16 protein-coding genes and 2 tRNA genes are annotated in these 21,035 nt (G+C 44.0%); 14 read left to right on the forward strand and 4 right to left on the reverse strand.

Going from position 1 to position 21,035, the window contains the following annotated elements:
- Nucleotides 1-500: 500 nt before the first annotated feature.
- Nucleotides 501-2,213 carry a gamma-glutamyltransferase gene (gene ggt / locus AB9P05_RS18345; protein WP_371910293.1) on the reverse strand — a complete coding sequence of 571 codons (1,713 nt, stop codon included), beginning with the start codon at nt 2,211-2,213 and terminating at the stop codon, nt 501-503.
- Nucleotides 2,214-2,299: 86 nt separating this feature from the next.
- Between ggt and AB9P05_RS18350 the strand changes: the two genes are divergently transcribed.
- The 4 genes from AB9P05_RS18350 to malQ all read left to right on the forward strand — a co-directional run bounded on the left by AB9P05_RS18350 (nt 2,300) and on the right by malQ (nt 7,886).
- Complete coding sequence (locus tag AB9P05_RS18350) at nt 2,300-2,698, forward strand: RidA family protein (RefSeq protein WP_371910294.1); 399 nt, start codon at nt 2,300-2,302, stop codon at nt 2,696-2,698.
- A gap of 184 nt (nt 2,699-2,882) precedes the next feature.
- Nucleotides 2,883-3,632 (forward strand): SDR family oxidoreductase, encoded by a 750-nt coding sequence (locus AB9P05_RS18355; RefSeq protein WP_371910295.1) that lies wholly within the window; start codon nt 2,883-2,885, stop codon nt 3,630-3,632.
- 33 nt (nt 3,633-3,665) lie between these two features.
- Entirely contained in the window at nt 3,666-6,383 is a 2,718-nt protein-coding gene (treY, locus tag AB9P05_RS18360; protein ID WP_371910296.1) for a malto-oligosyltrehalose synthase, read from the forward strand.
- 6 nt (nt 6,384-6,389) lie between these two features.
- Nucleotides 6,390-7,886 carry a 4-alpha-glucanotransferase gene (gene malQ / locus AB9P05_RS18365; RefSeq protein ID WP_371910297.1) on the forward strand — a complete coding sequence of 499 codons (1,497 nt, stop codon included), beginning with the start codon at nt 6,390-6,392 and terminating at the stop codon, nt 7,884-7,886.
- 42 nt (nt 7,887-7,928) lie between these two features.
- Here malQ and AB9P05_RS18370 read toward each other — a convergent pair.
- Nucleotides 7,929-8,002 (reverse strand) — tRNA-Met (locus AB9P05_RS18370).
- Nucleotides 8,003-8,209: 207 nt separating this feature from the next.
- On the opposite strand from AB9P05_RS18370, the gene AB9P05_RS18375 reads away from it, so the two are divergent.
- From AB9P05_RS18375 to bshB1, 7 genes are all read left to right on the forward strand, one after another.
- A complete protein-coding gene (locus AB9P05_RS18375) occupies nt 8,210-8,617 on the forward strand; it encodes an START-like domain-containing protein (RefSeq protein WP_371910298.1) in 408 nt (135 codons plus the stop codon).
- Nucleotides 8,618-8,703: 86 nt separating this feature from the next.
- A complete protein-coding gene (locus AB9P05_RS18380; protein WP_371910299.1) occupies nt 8,704-10,581 on the forward strand; it encodes an LptF/LptG family permease in 1,878 nt (625 codons plus the stop codon).
- Between the two features lie 68 nt (nt 10,582-10,649).
- The gene (gene rpsO, locus AB9P05_RS18385) at nt 10,650-10,925 is read left to right on the forward strand and encodes a 30S ribosomal protein S15 (RefSeq protein WP_371910300.1); all 276 of its coding nucleotides are present in this window, start codon (nt 10,650-10,652) and stop codon (nt 10,923-10,925) included.
- A 123-nt stretch (nt 10,926-11,048) separates the two neighbouring features.
- Nucleotides 11,049-13,187: a polyribonucleotide nucleotidyltransferase gene (gene pnp, locus AB9P05_RS18390; protein WP_371910301.1), complete on the forward strand. Its 2,139-nt coding sequence runs from the start codon at nt 11,049-11,051 to the stop codon at nt 13,185-13,187.
- Nucleotides 13,188-13,341: 154 nt separating this feature from the next.
- On the forward strand, nt 13,342-14,205 hold the full coding sequence (locus AB9P05_RS18395) for an RNA polymerase sigma factor RpoD/SigA (protein ID WP_371910302.1): 864 nt from the start codon (nt 13,342-13,344) through the stop codon (nt 14,203-14,205).
- Nucleotides 14,206-14,310: 105 nt separating this feature from the next.
- Complete coding sequence (trxB, locus tag AB9P05_RS18400; protein ID WP_371910303.1) at nt 14,311-15,270, forward strand: thioredoxin-disulfide reductase; 960 nt, start codon at nt 14,311-14,313, stop codon at nt 15,268-15,270.
- Nucleotides 15,271-15,326: 56 nt separating this feature from the next.
- Nucleotides 15,327-16,043, forward strand: a complete 717-nt coding sequence (bshB1, locus tag AB9P05_RS18405; protein ID WP_371910304.1) for a bacillithiol biosynthesis deacetylase BshB1 — start codon at nt 15,327-15,329, stop codon at nt 16,041-16,043.
- Between the two features lie 6 nt (nt 16,044-16,049).
- Here bshB1 and pdxH read toward each other — a convergent pair whose 3' ends face one another.
- Nucleotides 16,050-16,697 (reverse strand): pyridoxamine 5'-phosphate oxidase, encoded by a 648-nt coding sequence (gene pdxH / locus AB9P05_RS18410; RefSeq protein WP_371910305.1) that lies wholly within the window; start codon nt 16,695-16,697, stop codon nt 16,050-16,052.
- Nucleotides 16,698-16,908: 211 nt separating this feature from the next.
- On the opposite strand from pdxH, the gene AB9P05_RS18415 reads away from it, so the two are divergent.
- The 3 genes from AB9P05_RS18415 to AB9P05_RS18425 all read left to right on the forward strand — a co-directional run bounded on the left by AB9P05_RS18415 (nt 16,909) and on the right by AB9P05_RS18425 (nt 19,825).
- On the forward strand, nt 16,909-17,487 hold the full coding sequence (locus AB9P05_RS18415; protein WP_371910306.1) for a YqgE/AlgH family protein: 579 nt from the start codon (nt 16,909-16,911) through the stop codon (nt 17,485-17,487).
- 49 nt (nt 17,488-17,536) lie between these two features.
- The gene (locus AB9P05_RS18420) at nt 17,537-19,654 is read left to right on the forward strand and encodes a DUF349 domain-containing protein (RefSeq protein ID WP_371910307.1); all 2,118 of its coding nucleotides are present in this window, start codon (nt 17,537-17,539) and stop codon (nt 19,652-19,654) included.
- A gap of 98 nt (nt 19,655-19,752) precedes the next feature.
- Nucleotides 19,753-19,825: transfer RNA gene (locus AB9P05_RS18425), tRNA-Thr, on the forward strand.
- A 139-nt stretch (nt 19,826-19,964) separates the two neighbouring features.
- Here the strand turns inward: AB9P05_RS18425 and arsB are convergent.
- On the reverse strand, nt 19,965-21,023 hold the full coding sequence (gene arsB, locus AB9P05_RS18430) for an ACR3 family arsenite efflux transporter (RefSeq protein ID WP_371910308.1): 1,059 nt from the start codon (nt 21,021-21,023) through the stop codon (nt 19,965-19,967).
- Nucleotides 21,024-21,035: the final 12 nt, after the last annotated feature.

Raw genomic sequence — 21,035 nt, forward strand, 5'->3', positions numbered from 1 at the left:
CAACTTGTAGCATCGGATTAGTCATAAGCATGGCTATAAATACAAACAGATATGGAACGATTAAGGAAGATGCAGCAGGAAAGAAAAAAGGTACTAAATAGTATTAGGTTGGAACTGGCTTGCCTGTTGGCGGTAATAACTCTGACCCTTTCCCTACTGGTGCTATAACATTTATTGGCCACGTAATTTTTGAGTACGAATAGTTAAGGATAAATTTCAGGTCAGCTTCTTTTATTCCTGATTATGCCTTATTATTGCGGAGAATTTTAAGCGCACAGGGTAATAGTGCGCTGGTATTTAAACACAGTAAAGATGTTCCTTAGCCCATTTGTCACCGACGGTGTTAATACCTTTATTACGATAGTAGCGGTTTTAATAGGTCTTGTTACCGCCCTATCATTCCTTGATATACTCTCTTTGAAAAAAAAGGAGAGTGGAAAGGATGAACATGAGCATTAATAAATTAATTATAAAAAAAGGGCGCGAAGCCCTTTTTTCATTTAATATCCTTTGGCCGTATCATCTCCACGGGGATCTGCGCCTCCCTCCAGGGTACCGTCATCCGTTATAAGAATGGCGTCTACCCGTCCAATAGATTCTGTAGTTTCTATTTTATGCCCCATTTCCTGAAGTCTTTTGACTGTTTCTTCGTCAAAAGCGCCTTCCTCAGCTTTAATTATATCGGGTAGCCACTGGTGGTGAAACCTTGGTGAGTTTACTGCCTGCTGCATAGACATTCCGTGCTCACTTACTCGAAGAAATACCTGTAGTACAGAGGTAATAATGGTGGAGCCACCGGGTGTCCCCAATACCATTCTGAGCTTACCGTTCTTTTCCACAATTGTAGGAGTCATTGAGCTAAGCATCCGTTTACCCGGCTCTATTGCATTCGCCGTCCCGCCAATCAAACCATACATATTTGGCACCCCGGGTTTTATACTAAAATCGTCCATTTCGTTATTTAGCAAAAAGCCGGCACCTGAAACCACTACACCAGAGCCGTAGCCACCATTTAAAGTTGTGGTGACAGATACGGCACGACCATCTTTATCGACAATACTGAAGTGTGTGGTCTGCTCCGATTCCTGCGGAGGGCTTAGACCTGGACCAATAGATTTTGAAGAGGAGGCCCGGGCAGAATCAAAGTTCTGCATTCTGCTAAGGGCATAGGTAGGACTTAGCAAATCTCCCTTTGGGACGGGATAAAAATCAGAATCACCCATGTGTTTCGCTCGGTCGGCATAAGCCCTGCGCTCGGCTTCCGTGAGTAAATGTATAGTCCGGACATCGTAAGGCGCATAATCTTCGAGTGGATGAGGGGCTACCATATTAAGTATCTCACCTAGTACAATACCTCCGGAACTGGGAGGCGGCATTGATAGTAACGTTTGCCCTTTATATTCAATTTTTACTGGATCGCGCCATACGGCACGATAGTTTGCCAGGTCATCAAGGGTCACAATTCCCTGCCCTCGTTTCATCTCTTCCACTAGAAGTCTGGCAGTTTGCCCCTCATAAAAGTCTTTTCCTTCAGTGTCAGCTATTCGCCTTAGGGTGGTAGCTAACTCGGGTAGGAAAATTGTATCGCCAGGCTCCCAGTTGTCATTCACAAAGAAATCAGGAGGTATTGTGTTCACCTCATTCAGGTAGCTTTGGGCATTCTGCAGGCCCTCTGCCTCAAGCCGTGTCAGGACAAAGCCTTTTTCAGCCAGGCGTATGGCAGGTTGTAGTAACTCATTAAAGGGAAGGGCGCCGTACTTACGATGGGCCTCTGCCATGCCTGCCACAGATCCAGGTATTCCGACAGCAAGGTGCCCTCTTCTGCTTTTATTATTTAATACTTCACCAGCCTCATTCTGGTACATTGTTTCTGTAGCGGCCTGCGGGGCTTTCTCTCTAAAGTCGAGGGCGTAACTTTCTCCACTTGTATCCCGATAGATCATAAAGCCACCGCCGCCAATATTTCCTGCAACCGGAAAAACCACCGCCAGTGCAAACTGGACAGCAACAGCTGCATCCACAGCGTTTCCACCTTTTTGTAATATATTCAGACCCGCTTCTGAAGCCAGCGGGTGGGCTGATACTACCATAGCAGAATCTGCCAAAAGGCCTCTGACCTCTGGTAAAAGATCGGATGGTGCAGACTCAGTTAGTACCTCCTGCTGGCAACCAAATGCGATCAATAGAAATGTGAGTAAAAAAATATGGCGCATGAGTGTGATTTTGGCCAGAATATAAGGAATCCCTTTATATTTCTGCTAACTCACAAAGGAGAGGCCAATATGATAACTTTTACTTTATGGGGAAGGGAATACGAAAAACTGTAAGCTCAGGCTCACCCTGGGAAGAAAAGGTAGGGTATTCCAGAGCAGTGATACAGGGACCTTTTCTATTCATCGCCGGTACTACAGCAGTGGATGATGCAGGAGAGGTTGTGTCTGCCGGGGATGGAGAGGCGCAGATGCGGTACATTTTAAACAAGGTGGGAAAGTTGCTTGAAAAAGAAAGCCTTGACTACTCCTGCATTATTCGCACCCGGATTTTTGTAACTGATATAAGTCAGTGGGAAAGGATTGGACTAGTCCATGGAGAAGTGTTTGCCGGAATAAAACCTGCTGCCACAATGGTAGAAATACAGCGGCTCATTTTACCTGGGCTGGTAGTAGAAGTAGAGATGGACGGAATTATACTACACTGAGAAAGGCACTCTTAATTTTTGGTACTGAGAAGCAAAACCCATAGGGGGCAGAAAGATAGCAGGCCTGTTTCCTGAGAAAAGAGCCATTTTTATATGGCTAGTGACCTGGCCAATATCGAAATAGGCCTTAAAATATAACAAATTCCGCACTTTCCTTATTACCCGTGTATACATAATTGCTTTTATGAAATACATAGACAACCGAATTGCAGTGGTTACAGGGGCGAGTAGCGGAATTGGAAAAGCAATCGCCAGAAAGTTTGTTAAGTCAGGAATCAAAGTAGTACTTGGGGCCAGGTCTGCTGATGAATTGGCCGAATTAAAACAGGAACTGAAAGACGAAGAAGGAGAGGTAGTCTATCGAACCTGTGATATGACCAATCAGGAACAGGTGGTGGGCTTGATCAGAGCAGCCGAAGAAACCTTTGGGGGCTTGCACATTCTGGTAAATAATGCAGGGGTGATGCCTCTCTCATACTTGAAAAACCGCCACCTTGAAGAATGGGAACAAATGGTGGATGTGAATATCAAAGGCGTACTCAAAGCTACCTATGCCGCATTGCCATACCTCAAGGAACAGAATTCTTCTCACATTATTAATATTGCCTCTGCCGATGGGCGCACCATATATCCCGGAGGAGCCGTGTATGCTGCTACCAAGGCTGCCATTATCAAGTTTTCTGAGGGCATAAGAACTGAACTATCCCCCTCACACAATATCCACGTCACCTGTATAGATCCTGGTACCGTAGATACCCCTCTCAGAGAGAATATAACTGATGAGGAGTTATTAGAAGATAATAAGGACTCCTGGACAGAGGATGAGGCAAAACTTTTAGCTGAAGATATTGCTGAATGTGCTTTATTTGCCATATCACAGCCTGAAAGGGTAAACCTGTCTGAAATGATCGTGAAGCCTACTGGTAAAGGCTAGTAATACCTCTTGCCTGACTTATAACTTTTTAAGATGTACATACCATCATCCACCTACCGCATACAATTCAATAAAGATTTCACCTTCAGGGATCTGAAAAAACAATTAGGTTATCTCGATAGCCTGGGAGCGGGGTGTATCTATTCCTCCCCCATATTTAAAGCTGTTCCGGGCTCTGGCCATGGGTATGATGTGACAGACCCGCATAAGTTCAACCCTGAAATAGGGTCACTGGAGGATTTTGAAGGGCTGGTCAGAGTTGCCTCTGATAAAAATATCGGCTGGTTACAGGACATTGTGCCAAACCATATGGCATTTGACAGCCGAAATCCCTGGGTAGCCGATGTGCTGGAGAGCGGTCCGGACTCTCCATTTTACAGCTTTTTTGATATTGACTGGGAGTTTCATAACCAGGCTTTGAAGGGTAAGGTCATGCTTCCCTTTCTGGGTGAGCCCTTTGAAAAGTGCCTTCAAAGTGGGGAATTGGTTATATGGTATACCCGAAAGCGCCTGTTTGTCACTTATTATGATAACCGGTATCCCATGTGCCTGAAGAGCTATGTTCCTTTACTGGAAGAAATGCAGAAAGCCTCAGAGAAATGGGAAATGCCCCACGAGGATATTGAAGCTATCCGGTTGCTTATTCAAAAGATCAGAAACTTTGGGAATACGATTTCGATAGAAGAGAAAGATGAATTCCGTACACAACTGACAAATGCTCTCAAAAGTAAAGATTTTGAGAAGTTGCTCCGTTTTGCTCTGGATAGCGTTAATCGTGACCCGGAACGGGTACGGGCTATTCTTTCTGAGCAATATTATTCTCTCACCTACTACAAAGCCACAGAGCAGGAAATCAACTTCCGCAGGTTCTTTACCATAAACGGACTTATCTGCATTAATATGCAGGATGAGCGTATTTTCAAATACTACCATAGGTTCATTAAAAGTCTTGTAAGGCAGGGCCTGATCAATGGCCTGAGAATAGACCATGTAGATGGCTTGGCTAACCCCGGGACATACCTTAAAAGATTGCGTAGCCTGGTTGGAGAAGATACCTACATTGTGGTAGAGAAAATATTGGAGGAAGAAGAGGATATTCCTGCCTCCTGGCCCATACAGGGTAGTAGTGGTTATGAGTTCCTGGCCGTATTAAACAGGCTGTTTACTGATAGCGAGGGGTGGAGAAATATGGAAGAGGTTTACCAGGAGATTGTCCCTGAAATACCACCCTTTGGTAGGCTTTTGCCTGAGCGCAAGTACTTTATGCTAAAGCAAAGGATGCATGGGGAGCTAGAGAACCTTTATCGGCTTTTGATAAACCTGAAGCTTATCGAGGGTGAACAGGAAAAGATTAAAGAAGCACTTGCCAGACTTATGTCCGCTTTTCCGGTGTACAGGATTTACTCCGATTCCCTGCCGCTGGAGGCAGAAGAATCTGACTGGATCTCAGAAGCTTTTGCCCGCGTGGAGGATAGATTTCCTAAGTTAAAAGAACCTTTGGATGAATTGCGGCCGATTTTTGCCTCTGATCTGAGTGGTGATAAAAGCTTTGATGGCAGACGCATGAATTTTTTACAGCGATGGCAGCAATTCACTGGTCCACTTGCCGCAAAAGGGGGAGAAGACACTACTTTCTATAATTTTCATAGGCTAATTTCCCGTAATGAAGTTGGGGATAGCCCATCAGCAGGAAGTATCTCCGTACCTGTCTTCCATAAAGCTATGGTAGAAAGGAATAAACTCTATCCCCATGCTATGAATGGTACCTCTACTCACGACACTAAGAGGGGAGAAGACAGCAGAATGAGGCTTAATGTCCTAACGGAAATATCTGATCAGTGGGCAGATTCCGTACTGATGTGGAAAAAATTAAACAGTTCCTTCAAAGGTGAAGGTGGCCCCGATGCTAATGATGAGTACTTTCTGTACCAAGTGCTTGTAGGCCTTTGGCCAATGAATGGAAAATTCAAGAACAGCCATTTGAAAAGACTGAAGGCTTACCTCAGTAAGGCAGTAAGGGAAGCTAAGGTCCATACCAGTTGGTCTAATCCTAATAATGAATACGAAGAAAACTTTCTTGCATTTGCAGACAACATTCTGACGGAACGGAGTGAGTTCGTAAGTTCCTTTAACGACTTTTTAAAGCCTCTTATCAGAGCCGGAGCTATTAATTCACTAGCCCAGGTAGTAATAAAGCATACCGCACCAGGCATACCTGATATTTACCAAGGCTGTGAAGGATGGGATCTGAGCCTGGTGGACCCTGATAACAGAAGGCCTGTAGACTATGAGGACAGGAAAAAGTCGCTTAATAAGATCAAAAAATCATTTTCCCAAAAACCAGTTGACTTGCTGAATAAATTGACGAGCAGATATTCTGACGGTGATGTCAAGCTATTTGTTACCTGGCGAATGTTACAACTCAGAAAGCGCAACCATAAATTCTTCCGAAGGGCAAATTATATACCTCTGGAAGTGGATGAGGATGAGGAGATCATAGGATACATTAGGCAAAGTAGTAAGAAGTGGCTGCTGGTTATTTGCCCTATCAAAAACCATAAGAACCTTGTATCTTCCGATTCTTTAAAGCTCAGAATGGAGGTGGAGGACACGGTAGATCTTCCCGAAAAGGCTCCTTCCGGATGGGTTGACCTGTTTACAGGAAAACATTACGATACGTTACCTTCCTTAAGAGAGTTGTTCCATCACTTTCCCGTGGTTTGTCTACATAGCAGTAACTTTAAATTTTGATATCATATGTTCCACCGGAGCTCCGGAATACTAATGCATATAACCTCCCTTCCATCCCCATATGGCATAGGGGACTTAGGGCCCGCCGCCTATCGGTTTGCAGACTTTTTATCTAAGGCTGGTCAGAGCTGGTGGCAAATCCTTCCCACTAACCAGGTAGGAGAAGACAGTAATTACAGTCCTTACAGTGGTTTGTCGGCATTTGCAGGTAATATATTGCTCATAAGTCCTGAAAGCTTGCAAAAAAGGGGTTACCTGGAAAGAAATGAGATAGAAAAACCATCCTCAGTTTCTGATTTCCGGGAGGCTGAAAAGTATAAGCGCTCACTGTTAGAAATTGCCTTCATGAGGTGGGAGGAGCAGGGAGGGATTCATCAGAATGAATTCATCAGTTTTTGTAGTTTAAATGCTCACTGGCTGGAAGATTATGCCCTATACACAGCCCTTAGGGAAACCTATGGCAAGAGTTGGCTAAGTTGGCCTGATAAGTATAAGAAGCATGATCGCGCTGCTCTGGAAGAAGCGAAAGAAAAATCTGCACGCACCATTCTAAAGGAAAAATTCCAACAATACTTGTTTTTCGAGCAATGGGAGGCCCTCAAAGCTTATTGCCGGATTAACCAAATCAGGTTTTTTGGTGACATGCCGATTTATGTTGACCACCAAAGCTGTGATGTTTGGTCACATCAGGACATATTTAAACTGGATGCCGAAGGTAATATGCTAAGTGTGGCAGGGGTGCCGCCAGATTACTTCAGTGAAGATGGGCAACTATGGAATATGCCTATTTACAAATGGGAAACTCAGAAAGGTCGTGGTTTCGACTGGTGGGTGAAACGAATCCGGCATAACCTTTCGGTTTATGACATTGTACGGTTGGATCATTTCAGAGGGTTTGTAGACTTCTGGGAAGTGCCATACGGAGAGGAGACTGCAAGAAATGGTAAATGGAGTAGAGGTCCGAGGGAAAGCCTTTTCGATAAATTGAAAGCGGAATTTCCCGACATGCCGATAATCGCTGAAGATCTGGGAGAGATAGACCAGCCTGTCTACGATCTGATGGAAAGTTATGACCTTCCAGGTATGAGGGTGCTACAATTTGCCTGGGATGACAATCCAGGGAAGAATCCCCATATAGTTCATCAGCATCTGAAAAACCAGATCGCTTATACAGGCACTCATGATAATATTCCTGTAAAAGCATGGTTTAGTAAACTTGATGATGCCAGCAGGGAGAAACTTGCTGCTTATATTGGACAACCGGTAAGTTCTGAAAACATACATAAGCACTTCCTGCGCTTAGTGTGGGAAAGCGTAGCTAATATCTCTATTACCACCACTCAGGACCTGCTTGGGCTTGGTGAAGAAGGAATTATGAATATCCCCGGTAAGGCTGAAGGGAACTGGACGTGGAGGTTAAAGGATGGGGCCCTATCAGACGAATTTGCGGCGGATCTAAGGTCTCTTACCTGGATTTCCGGTAGACTCGCTGATCAGGACTGAATAGACGGTATAAAAAAAGGCACTCCACACGGAGTGCCTTTGTAGCGAGGACGGGAGTTGAACCCGTGACCTCAGGGTTATGAATCCTGCGCTCTAACCGACTGAGCTACCTCGCCATGATATGCATGTGTACTAAGTGTTTCATTTTAAGGCCTATGGTAAAGCCATAAAATGTCTTCCTAAGCAATGCTTTTTAACGCCCGTTTGGCGAATCGGAGTGCAAACATACGAAAAAGCTTTTTACACCTACAAGTTCAGGGGAGAAAAAATTATTTGACATTTCATTTATTTGTGATAGATTAAGTAAAATTCTGTCACAAGAAATGGCAAAAACTAAGTTTACAGCCGAATATGAAATTCGCGCATCAAAAAAAATGCTTTATCCCTATCTGCATTCTGCCAGTGGGTTGTCCCAGTGGTTTGCAGATGATGTTAATATAAACGAAGACAAAGAATTTATATTTCAATGGGATGGCAGAGAGCACATTGCCAAACCCGTCTCCCAACGTACCAATCACCACGTCAAATTTGAGTTTCAGTCTGATAATGGGGATGATGAGGACGAAGATGATGAGAGCCCCGCATACCTTGAGTTTCGCCTGGAGCAGAATGAACTTACCCAATCAGTATTTCTGAAGGTGACTGATTATTCTGATACCGGAGATGAGGAAGAGCTTGAAGATCTCTGGGAAGGTTTAGTCGGTAATCTCAAAGAAATAGTAGGAGGGTGATTTATTTTACCCGGTTTGTTGTTTGCGGAATGATAATTGCTATAATTTTGGCATAGTTTCGCAATGAGAAATCAGGTAGATCCTTCATGAAAAAAGTCGATAAACTTATTATCGGTTCCTTCTTAGGGCCATTTTTCCTGACCTTCGTAATTGTCGTATTCATATTGCTTACACAGCATATGATAAAATACTTCGATGAGTTCGTGGGCAAGGATTTAGGCTTTACTGTGTTTGCTGAATTAATTGCTTATTTCAGCATTAACATGACGCCAATTGCGCTGCCCCTGGCCATTTTGCTTTCCAGCCTTATGACTTTTGGTAACCTGGGGGAGCATTTTGAACTTACCGCCATTAAAAGTGCAGGAATTAGCCTAACAAGAGCCCTTCAACCAATTTTTTTCCTGGTTCTCTTTCTTTCCGGTTTTGCCTATCTCAACAACAATTACCTGGTTACTAAAGCAAACCTTAAAGCCTATAGTCTGCTGCATGATATACGCAAAAAGAAACCCAGCCTTGATATTAAAGAAGGAGCGTTTTATAACGGAATACCGGGCTACAGCATAAAGGTTAACGAAAAGCTCAGCGACGGTAAGACTCTCAAAGACCTGATTATTTACGATCATTCCAGATCCACAGGTAATAAAGAAGTGATTATTGCCGACAGTGGAAAAATGTATACTGTCAATAACGAGCGCTTTCTGAAGCTAGAACTATTTGATGGGAATTTTTACCAGGAGATAGATAAAAACCGACCGGGTAGGGTAGACCTTATCGACCAGATGGTACGCAATGAGTTTAACAGGTTCGAAATGACTTTAAGTCTCGAGTCTTTTATGCTGGACAGAACCGATGAAAACCTGTTCGCCACCCACCGGTATATGAAAAATACGTCTCAATTGATGGAAGATGTGGATAGTATGCGGCTGGATGTAATTGAATCGGAGTTTGAAGTGATAGGTTCTGCAGGAGGATTCTTTAGTTATCTTACGGTAAATAAGATAGATACTCCGGATGGGGTCTTTGAGAAAGTGAGAGTAAGGCGTGAAATGCGTCGTATCGCGGATAGCCTTATCCAGGTAGAAAGAGATAGCTTACAGGAAGTTAACCGTATGGCTGACCCCAACTACTATCAAAGAAAGTATGGAGGAGGAAAAAATATTGATTCTGTAAATACAGCCGAAGCCGACTCCGCTGGTAATGAAGATAGCTTAGCCAACGGTACGCTGCCTAAAGATACTGGTAATGTATCTGGTGTAACGGTTACAGATTCAGCCAAATTGGCAAAACAGAAAGTAGCCTCTTTGCAAAGATCTGATGAGGAAGAGCTCGGACGGCTAGAGACCCGTACACGGGTTCAGGAGCGATTCTTTAAAAGAAAAGAAAATGAGGCTAAATACGAGGAGAGGTATGCTGCTATAGAGTCACCCGACTCCAGTATTATTGATAAGGTGGACAGTAGTTTTTCTGTGCTTTCATTTAAGAAAAGGATGGTAAGGCAGGCGATGAACCAGGTGCGATTCGTGAAAAATAACATTACCGTACAAACGAGTCAGATCGAAACGCGCGAAAAGGAAATTAGAAAACATACGATAGAGAAAAATAAAAAGCTCTCTCAGGCACTTGCCTGTCTTGTTATGTTCCTTATTGGTGCTCCTCTGGGTGCCATTATCAAAAGAGGTGGCCTTGGCGTCCCTGTTATTATCTCTATTGTATTCTTCATTATTTATTATGTGCTCACCATGACTATGGAGAAGCAGGGTAAAGAAGGGCTAATGGATCCTTTCATTGCCGTGTGGGTTGCAAATGTAGTTTTAGCACCAATAGGCTTGTTCTTCCTCAAACAGGCACGAAACGACAGCCGAGTATTTGATTCGGATATGTACCGCGTTATCTTCGAAAGGTTTAGAAGGAAGCTTGGAGAAAAAACCTTCAAAGAAAAACAGAAGGAAATGAGCGGTTCATAGTTGGAAACTTGTAGCTGGCTGTGTACCTTTGCAGTTAGTTTTAAAAATTTTAATTGATTTAGCTAGTCATGTATTTATCAAAAGATAAGAAACAGGAACTTTTTGAGAATCATGGTCGGTCAAAATCGAAGAGTGATACAGGGTCTGCAGAGTCGCAGATTGCACTGTTCACTTATCGAATTAATCACCTGACCGAGCACCTTAAGTCTAACAAAAAAGACTACTCTACCCGTCTTGGTCTGCTGAAGCTTGTAGGTAAAAGAAGAAAGCTTCTAAACTATCTGCACGACATGGATATCGAAAGATATCGTGCAGTACTTGCCGACCTGAATCTTAGAAAATAACATATGTAGTAAGAGGGGATTCTCTAGGAGTTCCCTCTTTTACTTTCCCGCCCCAGCCCAATTTTTATTTTTTGGTCCGACAGCATCAGCCAAATTAACATTTTACGTACAGAAAAAAATTATATGCAACCTAAGGAGATAAAGAAAGTCATCACACTAAAAGATGGCCGTGAGATCAGTATCGAAACCGGAAAGCTGGCAAAGCAGGCCGACGGTTCCGTGGTGGTACGCATGGGCGATACGATGATTCTGGCTACCGTTGTAGGCTCTCAGGACGCTAGAGAAGGTGTCGATTTTCTCCCCCTTTCCGTAGACTACCAGGAGAAGTTTGCTTCTGCCGGTAGAATCCCCGGTGGTTTCCTCAAGCGTGAAGGAAGACTATCCGATTACGAAATTCTTGTCAGCCGCCTGGTTGACAGAGCCATCCGCCCTCTTTTTCCGGATGACTACCATGCAGACGTTCAGGTAATGATATCCCTGATTTCTGCTGACAACGAGGCGCTTCCTGATGCCCTCGCTGCACTGGCGGCTTCGGCTGCTATTTCCGTGTCCGACCTGCCATTCCAGGGTCCGATCGCCGAGGTACGTGTAGCTCAAATTGATGGTCAAATGGTAGTTAACCCTACCCGTGAGCAGCTTACTGAGGCCACACTTGATCTGATGATCGGTGCTACCTATGATAATATCACCATGGTCGAGGGTGAAATGAAAGAAGTGTCAGAAGAAGAAATGCTTGAGGCAATTCTTGTAGGACACGAGGCTATCAAAGACCTGTGCAAAGCACAGACAGAGTTGGTAGAGGAAGTTGGTAAAACGGAGAAGCGCACCTACGATCATGAAAATAACGACGATGCGCTTAAGCAACAGTTGTTTGATCAGTTCTACGATCGCTATTATGAAGTCGCTCAGAAGCAGATTGCTGACAAGAGTGAGCGTAGCAAGACCTTTAAAGAAATTAAAGAGTCGTATATAGAAAGCCTGCCTGAAGATCATGAGTTGGATCTTGATATGGTTGGAAGGTATTTTCATAGCATTCAGAAGAAAGCAAGCCGTGACCTCGTACTTAATGAGCGTAAACGCCTGGACGGTCGTGAGCTCGATCAGGTACGCCATATCTGGAGTGAGGTAGACTATCTTCCTACAGCACACGGCTCTGCCGTCTTTACCCGTGGTGAAACTCAATCCCTGACCACAGTAACACTGGGTACCAAGCTTGATGAGCAGATGATCGACAGTGCTATGGTGACAGGAAGTAATAAATTCCTTCTTCACTATAACTTCCCTGCTTTCAGTACAGGTGAGGTTAAGCCAAACAGAGGCCCTGCCCGTCGTGAAGTAGGTCACGGTAACCTGGCTCTTCGTGCCCTGAAAAATATGATCCCTGCGGATGAGGACAATCCATATACTATTCGCGTAGTATCAGATATCCTTGAATCTAACGGTTCATCTTCCATGGCTACTGTATGTGCCGGTTCTCTGGCCCTTATGGATGCCGGTATTCCTATCAAGGCTGCTGTATCCGGTATCGCTATGGGTATGATCTCTGACCCTGAAACAGGAAAGTATGCTATACTTTCTGATATTCTGGGTGATGAGGACCACCTCGGTGATATGGACTTTAAAGTGACCGGTACTCAGCAGGGGCTTACAGCTTGCCAGATGGACATTAAAGTAGATGGTCTTTCACCTGATGTGATGAAAGAAGCACTCGAGCAGGCAAAGCGTGGCCGTCTACACATTCTGGGAGAAATGAGTAAGACCATTTCCGAGTCTCGTGAAGACCTCAAACCTAATGCACCAAGATCTCAGACTCTGAAGATCGACAAAGATATGATCGGTGCGGTGATCGGGCCAGGTGGTAAGATCGTTCAGGAAATCCAAAAGGAGACTGAGACTACTGTGGTCATCGAAGAGAAAAATAATGCCGGATACGTTACCATCTTTGCTACCAATAAGGAAAACATGGAAGATGCTGTGAGACGGGTGAAAAACATCGTGGCACTTCCTGAGGTAGGGGAGGTATACGACGGTATTGTGAAGAATATCATGCCTTTCGGCGCCTTTATTGAATTCATGCCTGGTAAGGAAGGACTTCTCCATATCAGTGAGATAAAATGGGAGCGTCTGGAGAACATGGATGGCGTAATGGAAGTAGGAGAAGAAGTAAAGGTGAAACTTCTTGAGATTGATAAGAAGACCGGTAAATTCCGTCTTTCACGTAAAGTTTTATTACCTCGTCCTGAGCGTAATCCACGCTCTTGATCATCAGCTATTTAAGCGGTGCCCTATAATTCCGGCATCGCTTGAATCTGTTTTTCATATTTAATGATTCGGAAACATTGAGGAACTTTAAGCAGATCACTCAATGTTTCTTTTGGGTATTTACCGGGACAATAAGAATTTAAAACCATACTGAATGAGACAGCTCAAGATTAGCAAGCAAATTACTAACAGGGAAAGCCAGTCCCTCGATAAGTATCTGCAGGAGATAGGCAAGGTTGACCTGCTTACTCCTGATGAAGAGGTTTCGCTTGCTAAAAGAATTCGTGAAGGGGACCAAATGGCCCTGGAAAAACTTACGAAAGCGAATTTGCGATTTGTGGTGTCCGTAGCGAAGCAATATCAAAACCAGGGACTATCTCTGGGTGACCTTATCAATGAAGGTAACCTTGGCTTGATCAAAGCTGCACAGCGTTTCGACGAAACCCGCGGATTTAAGTTTATCAGTTACGCCGTTTGGTGGATCCGCCAGTCAATTCTGCAGGCACTGGCCGAGCAGTCCAGAATTGTTCGTCTTCCATTAAATAGAGTAGGTTCACTTAATAAGATCAGCAAGACGTTCTCTGAGCTGGAGCAAAAGTATGAGCGTGAGCCTAGCCCGGATGAACTTGCGGAAGTACTTGATGTCACTACTAATGAAGTAGTGGATACCATGAAGATTTCCGGACGTCACGTATCTATGGATGCGCCGTTTGTACAGGGAGAGGAGAATAGCCTTCTTGACGTACTTGAAAATGATACGGAAGAAACGCCTGATAATGAGTTGATGAATGACTCACTTCGTAAGGAGGTGCAGCGTGCTCTTTCGACCCTTACTCAGCGTGAGGCCGATGTTATCACTCTGTATTTCGGTTTGAATGGCGAACACAGTATGACCCTTGAAGAGATTGGCGAAAAATTCAATCTGACTCGCGAACGTGTTCGTCAGATTAAGGAAAAAGCCATCAGAAGATTAAGGCATACGAGTCGCAGTAAGGCCCTGAAACCTTATCTTGGCTAAAACGTAATTATTTCAGGATGAAATTGTAAAGGTCTCCCTCATGAGACCTTTTTTCGTCTGGTAATACCTTGTATTTTTGTCAGGCTAAAAAACTTATAGGATAGAATGACGACAGAGAAGGCAAATGTACTAATTATTGGGTCGGGACCTGCCGGATATACGGCAGCTATATATGCTGCCAGGGCCGGACTTAAACCTATATTGTACCAAGGCCAGCAGCCAGGTGGGCAGCTTACTATAACTAATGATGTAGAGAACTATCCTGGATACCCCGAAGGTGTTATGGGGCCTCAAATGATGATGGATTTCCAGAAACAGGCCGAAAGATTCGGGACAGATATACGTCATGGATTGGCAACGGGTGTAGACTTTACCTCATACCCCCATAAAGTAACCATAGATGATAACCTGGTGATCGAGGCAAATGCTGTGATCATTTCGACAGGTGCTTCGGCCAAATGGCTCAATATTCCTTCTGAGGAGAAGCTCAATGGTAAAGGAGTATCGGCTTGTGCTGTCTGTGATGGGTTCTTTTTCCGGCAGCAGGACGTAGCCATCGTGGGAGGTGGTGATACTGCTTGTGAGGAAGCCAGCTACCTGAGTAAAATATGTAAGAAGGTTTACATGCTCGTTAGGAAAGATGAGATGCGTGCATCTAAGATCATGCAGAGCAGGGTATTAAACACACCTAACATCGAGATTCTCTGGAACAGTGAAACAGATGAAATCCTTGGAGAGGATGAGGTGACCGGTGTAAGGGTATTTAACAACAAAACAAACGAAAAGTATGAGCTGCCTATCAGCGGCTTTTTCGTAGCTATCGGGCATAAGCCGAATACGGATATATTTACAGATTATCTGGATATGGATGATGCCGGATATGTGAGAACAGTGCCTGGTACCAGCAAAACTAACGTTGAAGGTGTATTTGCCTGCGGCGATGCTCAGGATAAGATATATCGCCAGGCAGTTACAGCTGCCGGAAGTGGCTGTATGGCTGCCCTTGACGCAGAACGGTTTCTCTCTGCCAAAGAAATGGAGCTTGCCGAAGTAACTAATTCGTAATAGGTCATTACTTAAAAATATAACGGAGGGTATAATTTATCCTCCGTTTTTTTATTATGAAGCTGGATATACTTGTTTTTGCAGCGCATCCTGATGATGCAGAATTGTCTTGTTCGGGCACTATTGCCGCACACGTGGCTAAAGGAAAAAAGGTGGGCATCGTAGACCTTACCAGGGGCGAAATGGGAACACGCGGGTCTGCTGACCTGCGGGACCAGGAGGCTGCTGCGGCAGCCAAAATATTAGGCTTAGCTGTAAGGGATAATCTTCGATTCCAGGATAGCTTTTTTCAAAATGACCGGGACCACCAAATGGCCGTAATCAAGGCCATTAGGAAATACCAGCCGGAGATTATTCTTGCTAATGCTATTCATGACAGACACCCAGATCATGGCAGGGCGGCAGAGCTTTTACAACAATCAGTATTCTTGAGCGGGTTGCGGAAGATCACTACTACTGATGACGATAAAGAGCAACAGCCCTGGCGCCCTAAAGCCGTATACAATTATGTACAGAGCTTATACATAAAGCCGGATTTCGTTATGGATATAACTGGCTACTGGAAAGTGAAGATGGATAGTATCCGGGCTTACGAGAGTCAGTTCTTCGACCCTAAAAGTGAGGAACCGGAAACTTACATAAGCAGACCTGAATTTATTGATTTTCTGGAAGCCAGAGCCAGGGAATATGGTAATCAGATAGGAGTCACCTATGGTGAAGGATTTACGGTGAATCGTACCCCAGGTGTCAGTGACCTGTTTGTGCTAACATAATAGCTATCAAGGCGCCAGTCGGGTTTTGTTCCAGCCGTTTTCATGCCAGTCATAACATATTCTATCATGAAGGCGGCTTGGTCTTCCCTGCCAGAACTCAATACGAAGAGGCATTAGCCTGTAGCCCCCCCAGTGTGCCGGGCGAGGTACTTCCATTCCCTCATATTTTCCCTGTAGCTCTTCATTTTTTTCTTCCAGTACTTCCCGGCTTTCGATGGGCTGACTCTGAGGAGATACCCAGGCTCCGATCTGACTGCCACGGGGCCGGCTGTGAAAATATTCTGCAGAGGTCTCAGCATCTACCTTTTTAACCGTACCCTCTATCCGTACTTGCCTTTCTAATTCGGGCCAGAAAAATACCAAGGCAGCCTTAGGGTTGTGTGTTAGGTCCTTTCCTTTTTGGCTGTTATAGTTAGTATAAAATACAAAGCCACCCTCGGAGATATCCTTTAGCAGGACAATCCTGGCGGCTGGCTGCCCTTTTTCTGACACCGTAGCCAACGTCATAGCATTTACCTCAGGTACATCAGCATTTCTGGCTTGGGTAAACCATTTTTTAAATTGCTCGATGGCATTATTAGAAACTGTGGCTATCTCCAGTGTTTGTCTGGTGTATTCTTTACGTATGGAAGCTATATCTTTACTGGTATCCATGCAAATTTTCGTTTTTGCCTTAACTCAATACTGATAATACTGTTAATAGGACAATAATAGGCTAAATTTTTTTTGAGGCATGGCACTGGATGCAATGTTTTTTAAAAGACAGTATTATTACTATCTTAAAATTTAGTTTGGCCAATACTGAAGGTATGAAGCTTGCTATATCATTTTTTAAGCTTATCAGAACACTTTTAAAAGCCTACTAATGGATTATTTCAGTTACCGGTCCATTTCGAAACCTGCAAAAGGCAGCCTGCTCATTTCAGAGCCATTTCTACCTGACCCTAATTTTGAAAGGACAGTCGTATTGCTTTGTGAAAACAACGATGAGGGGGCCTTCGGTTTCGTGTTAAATAAAATGAGCGTACTCACTTTCAACGATGTGATAGAAGAGGCGCCAGGGTTTGATAAACCTTTATTTGTGGGAGGACCTGTTCAGCAGGATACTTTACATTTCCTCCACAGAATGGGGGATACCCTTGAAGGGAGCGTTCATATCATCAATGATCTGTATTGGGGTGGTAATTTTGAGCAGTTAATGAGCATGATCAATACAGGAGAGATTCAGGCAGGTGATTTTAAGTTCTTTATAGGTTATAGCGGCTGGTCTGCCGGTCAACTTGAAGGAGAGCTTAAGGAAAATAGTTGGATTGTGAGTGAAAATGCTACCGGCAACCAGATTTTTGATGAGCATCCTGAAAATATGTGGAAAGACGTACTTCAGTCAATGGGTGGGAGATATAAGGTAATTGCCAATTATCCTATAGACCCGCGACTGAATTGATAGAATTTTATACATTTGCCTAAGACGTATCCGGTAATCATACCACCTTATGATGAACACAGAAAAGAGTAACGAAGAGCAGCCTGAAAAAAATACTAAACAGGAAGAGCAGTCTCAGACCGAAATCAAGCAGGAAACCCCCTCTTCAAAGGAAGAAAGCCAAAGCAATGAAACTTCCGATTTGGCAGATAAAAGCAGCGAGATGCCGCCTATGCATTCTTCTGAAATAGAGGCTGCTACAGAGGGCAGTGAAAATAATCCCGATGTTTCTGAAACACCCTCTGAAGAAGATAAGGTGGATATGTCCGTAGCATCTGCGAGTCTGGCATCTACTGGTGACGAGGTAAAGAAAACTGAAGGGGAAGCCAGTGCCGGTAGCCCGCCGGAGAGTGCCGGAGACAGTGATAAATCAGATGATGAGAATCATGCGGATGAGGAGGATGAAGATCACGAAGAAGTTGACTATAGCAAATTCAGTAAAGCTGAACTGGCTAATGAGATGGAGAACTTGGCGCGTGATGAGCAGAATATGCGTAAGATAGACCGACGGATGAAAGATGTTCGGGCTGCTTATGATGATATTCATAATCATGAAAGAGACGAGGCGAGGAAGAAGTTTGTGGAAGAAGGTGGTGATGAAGCTGACTTCGACTATCGTCCGGATGATGATGACAATCGCTTTGAGGCCTCATTTCAGCTTTTAAAGGATCGCCGACATCAGTATTATCAATCACTGGAAAAGCAGAAGGATACCAACCTGCAAAAGAAGGTAGATTTAATAGAAAAGCTTCGTGAGCTCGTGGACAGTGATGAGACTAACACGAGCATGGAGGTCATTAAAAATATTCAGCAGGAATGGAAGGCCATAGGCCCTATACCCGGCCAGCACGTAAAAACCACTTGGGCGAATTATAACGCTCTGATGGATCGCTTTTACGATAATCGCAGCATCTATTATGAGCTGAAGGAACTGGACCGTCGTAAAAACCTGACTGCTAAATTGGAGCTTTGTGCGAAAGCAGAAGCTTTACTGCAGAAAGAAAGCATTAAAGAGGCTGTAAAAGAGCTGAATGAACTGCACGAAGAGTTCAAACACATAGGCCCTGTACCTAAGGAGGAGCAGGAAGCCGTCTGGCAGCGCTTTAAGGGAGCATCTGATGCTGTGTATGCTAAGAGGAAGGTTTTTGTAGAACAATTGAAAAAAGACCTTGGCAAAAATCTGGGAGAGAAGGAAAAGCTGGGTACGGAGGTGCAGGAATTTGCCACTTTTGATAGTGACAGGATCAACGAATGGAATGCCAAGACTAAAGAGATCCTTGCTCTGCAGAAAAAGTGGGACAGTGTAGGTGGCTTGCCCCGTGACAGAGCAAAAGAGATAAATAAAAACTTCTGGTCAGGGTTTAAGACCTTCTTTAGTAATAAGAATCACTTCTTTAAAAAACTTGAAGGACAACGCGAGGAAAACCTTAAAAAGAAGGAAGAGCTGGTGGCCCGTGCCGAAGAGATCAAAGATAGTGATGACTGGGATGCTACAGCTAACGAACTGAAAGGGCTTCAGCGTAAGTGGAAGGAGATAGGCCCGGTACCTGAAAAAGTGAGAGACGAGGTATATCATAAGTTTAAGGCTGCCTGCGATACATTCTTCGAAAACAGGAGAAATCGTGCAAAAGAAGCTGAGAAAGACTACTATGAAAACCTTGAAGCTAAGCGTGCCATATGTGATAAGATCAATGCACTGGCAGGTGAAGATGGTGATACGAAGGAAGCCTTTAATGAACTCGTGCATGAGTATGCTGAGATAGGTTTTGTCCCTAAGGAGAATATTAAAAGCATTCAGAAGAAATTCGCTGATGCAGTAGATAAGTATGTTGAGTCTACTGATACAGATGAATTACAGCGTGAAAAACTCAGACTCTCTGCCCAGATTCAAAAGATGAAGGGACAGCCTAATGCGGGCAGGAAAATTCATAAGAGGGAGAATGCCATTCGCCGGCAGATTAGCGAATTGGAGAACAATATTAGTCTCTGGAAAAATAACATGGAATTTTTTGCTCAGTCCCGTACTGCGGATAAACTGAAGCAGGAGATGGAAGATAAAGTGCAAAGTGCTCAGCAAGAGGTGAAAGCACTTAAGATGCAATTGAGGATGCTAAGAGAGGCTGAATAATTTTTTTACAGTTTTCTCCAAAGGCGTTTGCACTTTAAAAGTCCGTTCTTATATTTGCAATCCCAATCGGGGAAAGAAGTGAAAAACTTCAGCTTATTGCCTCCTTAGCTCAGCTGGTAGAGCAACTGACTTGTAATCAGTAGGTCGCTGGTTCGATCCCGGCAGGGGGCTCACAAACAGGAAAAGCAGTTCAGAAATGAGCTGCTTTTTTTTATGCTCATTTCTGAAAATTCAGCCTTCCGGTTGTAGTACTTTCACATCTACGATTTATCAGATTACTGTCCTGGGGAATATACCTGTCAGCTCAAATTTACCTATTGGAGTGGCTTTTAGGTTTGAGGTAATATCTTTTACGCAACCAAAAGGATACTTTTACTAGTAAGATCAGCACAGGTACCTCAACGAGAGGCCCAACCACCCCTGCAAACGCCTGCCCAGAGTTTATTCCATATACAGATATAGCTACCGCAATGGCAAGCTCAAAATTATTCCCAGCTGCAGTGAAAGCTACTGCAGCATTCTTATCATATGTAGTGCCGGTATATTTACTCAGAAAAAAACCCAGGAAGAACATTATGATGAAGTATAAGAAGAGGGGCGTGGCAATACGAAGCACATCCAGGGGAATACTGATTATGAGCTCACCTTTAAGACTGAACATGACTACAATGGTGAAGAGAAGAGCCCATAATGTAATAGGGGATATGGCTGGAATAAACTTCTCCTTATACCATGTTTCACCTTTAGTCCTGATAAGCACAAGGCGGCTGATCAGGCCTGCCAAAAAAGGAATGCCCAGGTAAATAGCTACACTATGCGCGATGGTTGCAATAGAAATATCCATTATTCCTCCCTTCAGTCCGAAAAGTGGTGGTAATTCGGTAATGAATAACCATGCATAAAAGCTATATCCGAATACCTGGAAAATGCTGTTAAGCGCAACAAGACCAGCCCCATATTCGCTGTTTCCTTCGGCAAGGTCATTCCACACCAGAACCATGGCAATGCACCTGGCGAGTCCTATTAGTATGAGGCCGGTCATATAATCCGGATAACCACTTAGAAAAACTAAAGCTAATCCAAACATCAATACCGGGCCTAATATCCAATTCAGGAGGAAAGATACGGTTAAGAGCTTTACATTACGGAAGACCTGCGGTAGCATCCGGTATTTAACTTTTGCAAGGGGAGGATACATCATAAGGATAAGGCCTATCGCAATCGGTATATTGGTGCCTCCTTTACTGAACGACTGGAATGTGGATGGTGCGGACGGAAACAAGTATCCGATGAGTACGCCTATCGTCATTGCCAGAAATATCCACAGGGTAAGATACCTATCTAAAAAATTAAGGCTTTTTCGCTTCATGCCAGATAGTTT

Source organism: Roseivirga sp. BDSF3-8 (assembly GCF_041449215.1).
Taxonomy (GTDB): Bacteria; Bacteroidota; Bacteroidia; order Cytophagales; family Cyclobacteriaceae; genus JBGNFV01.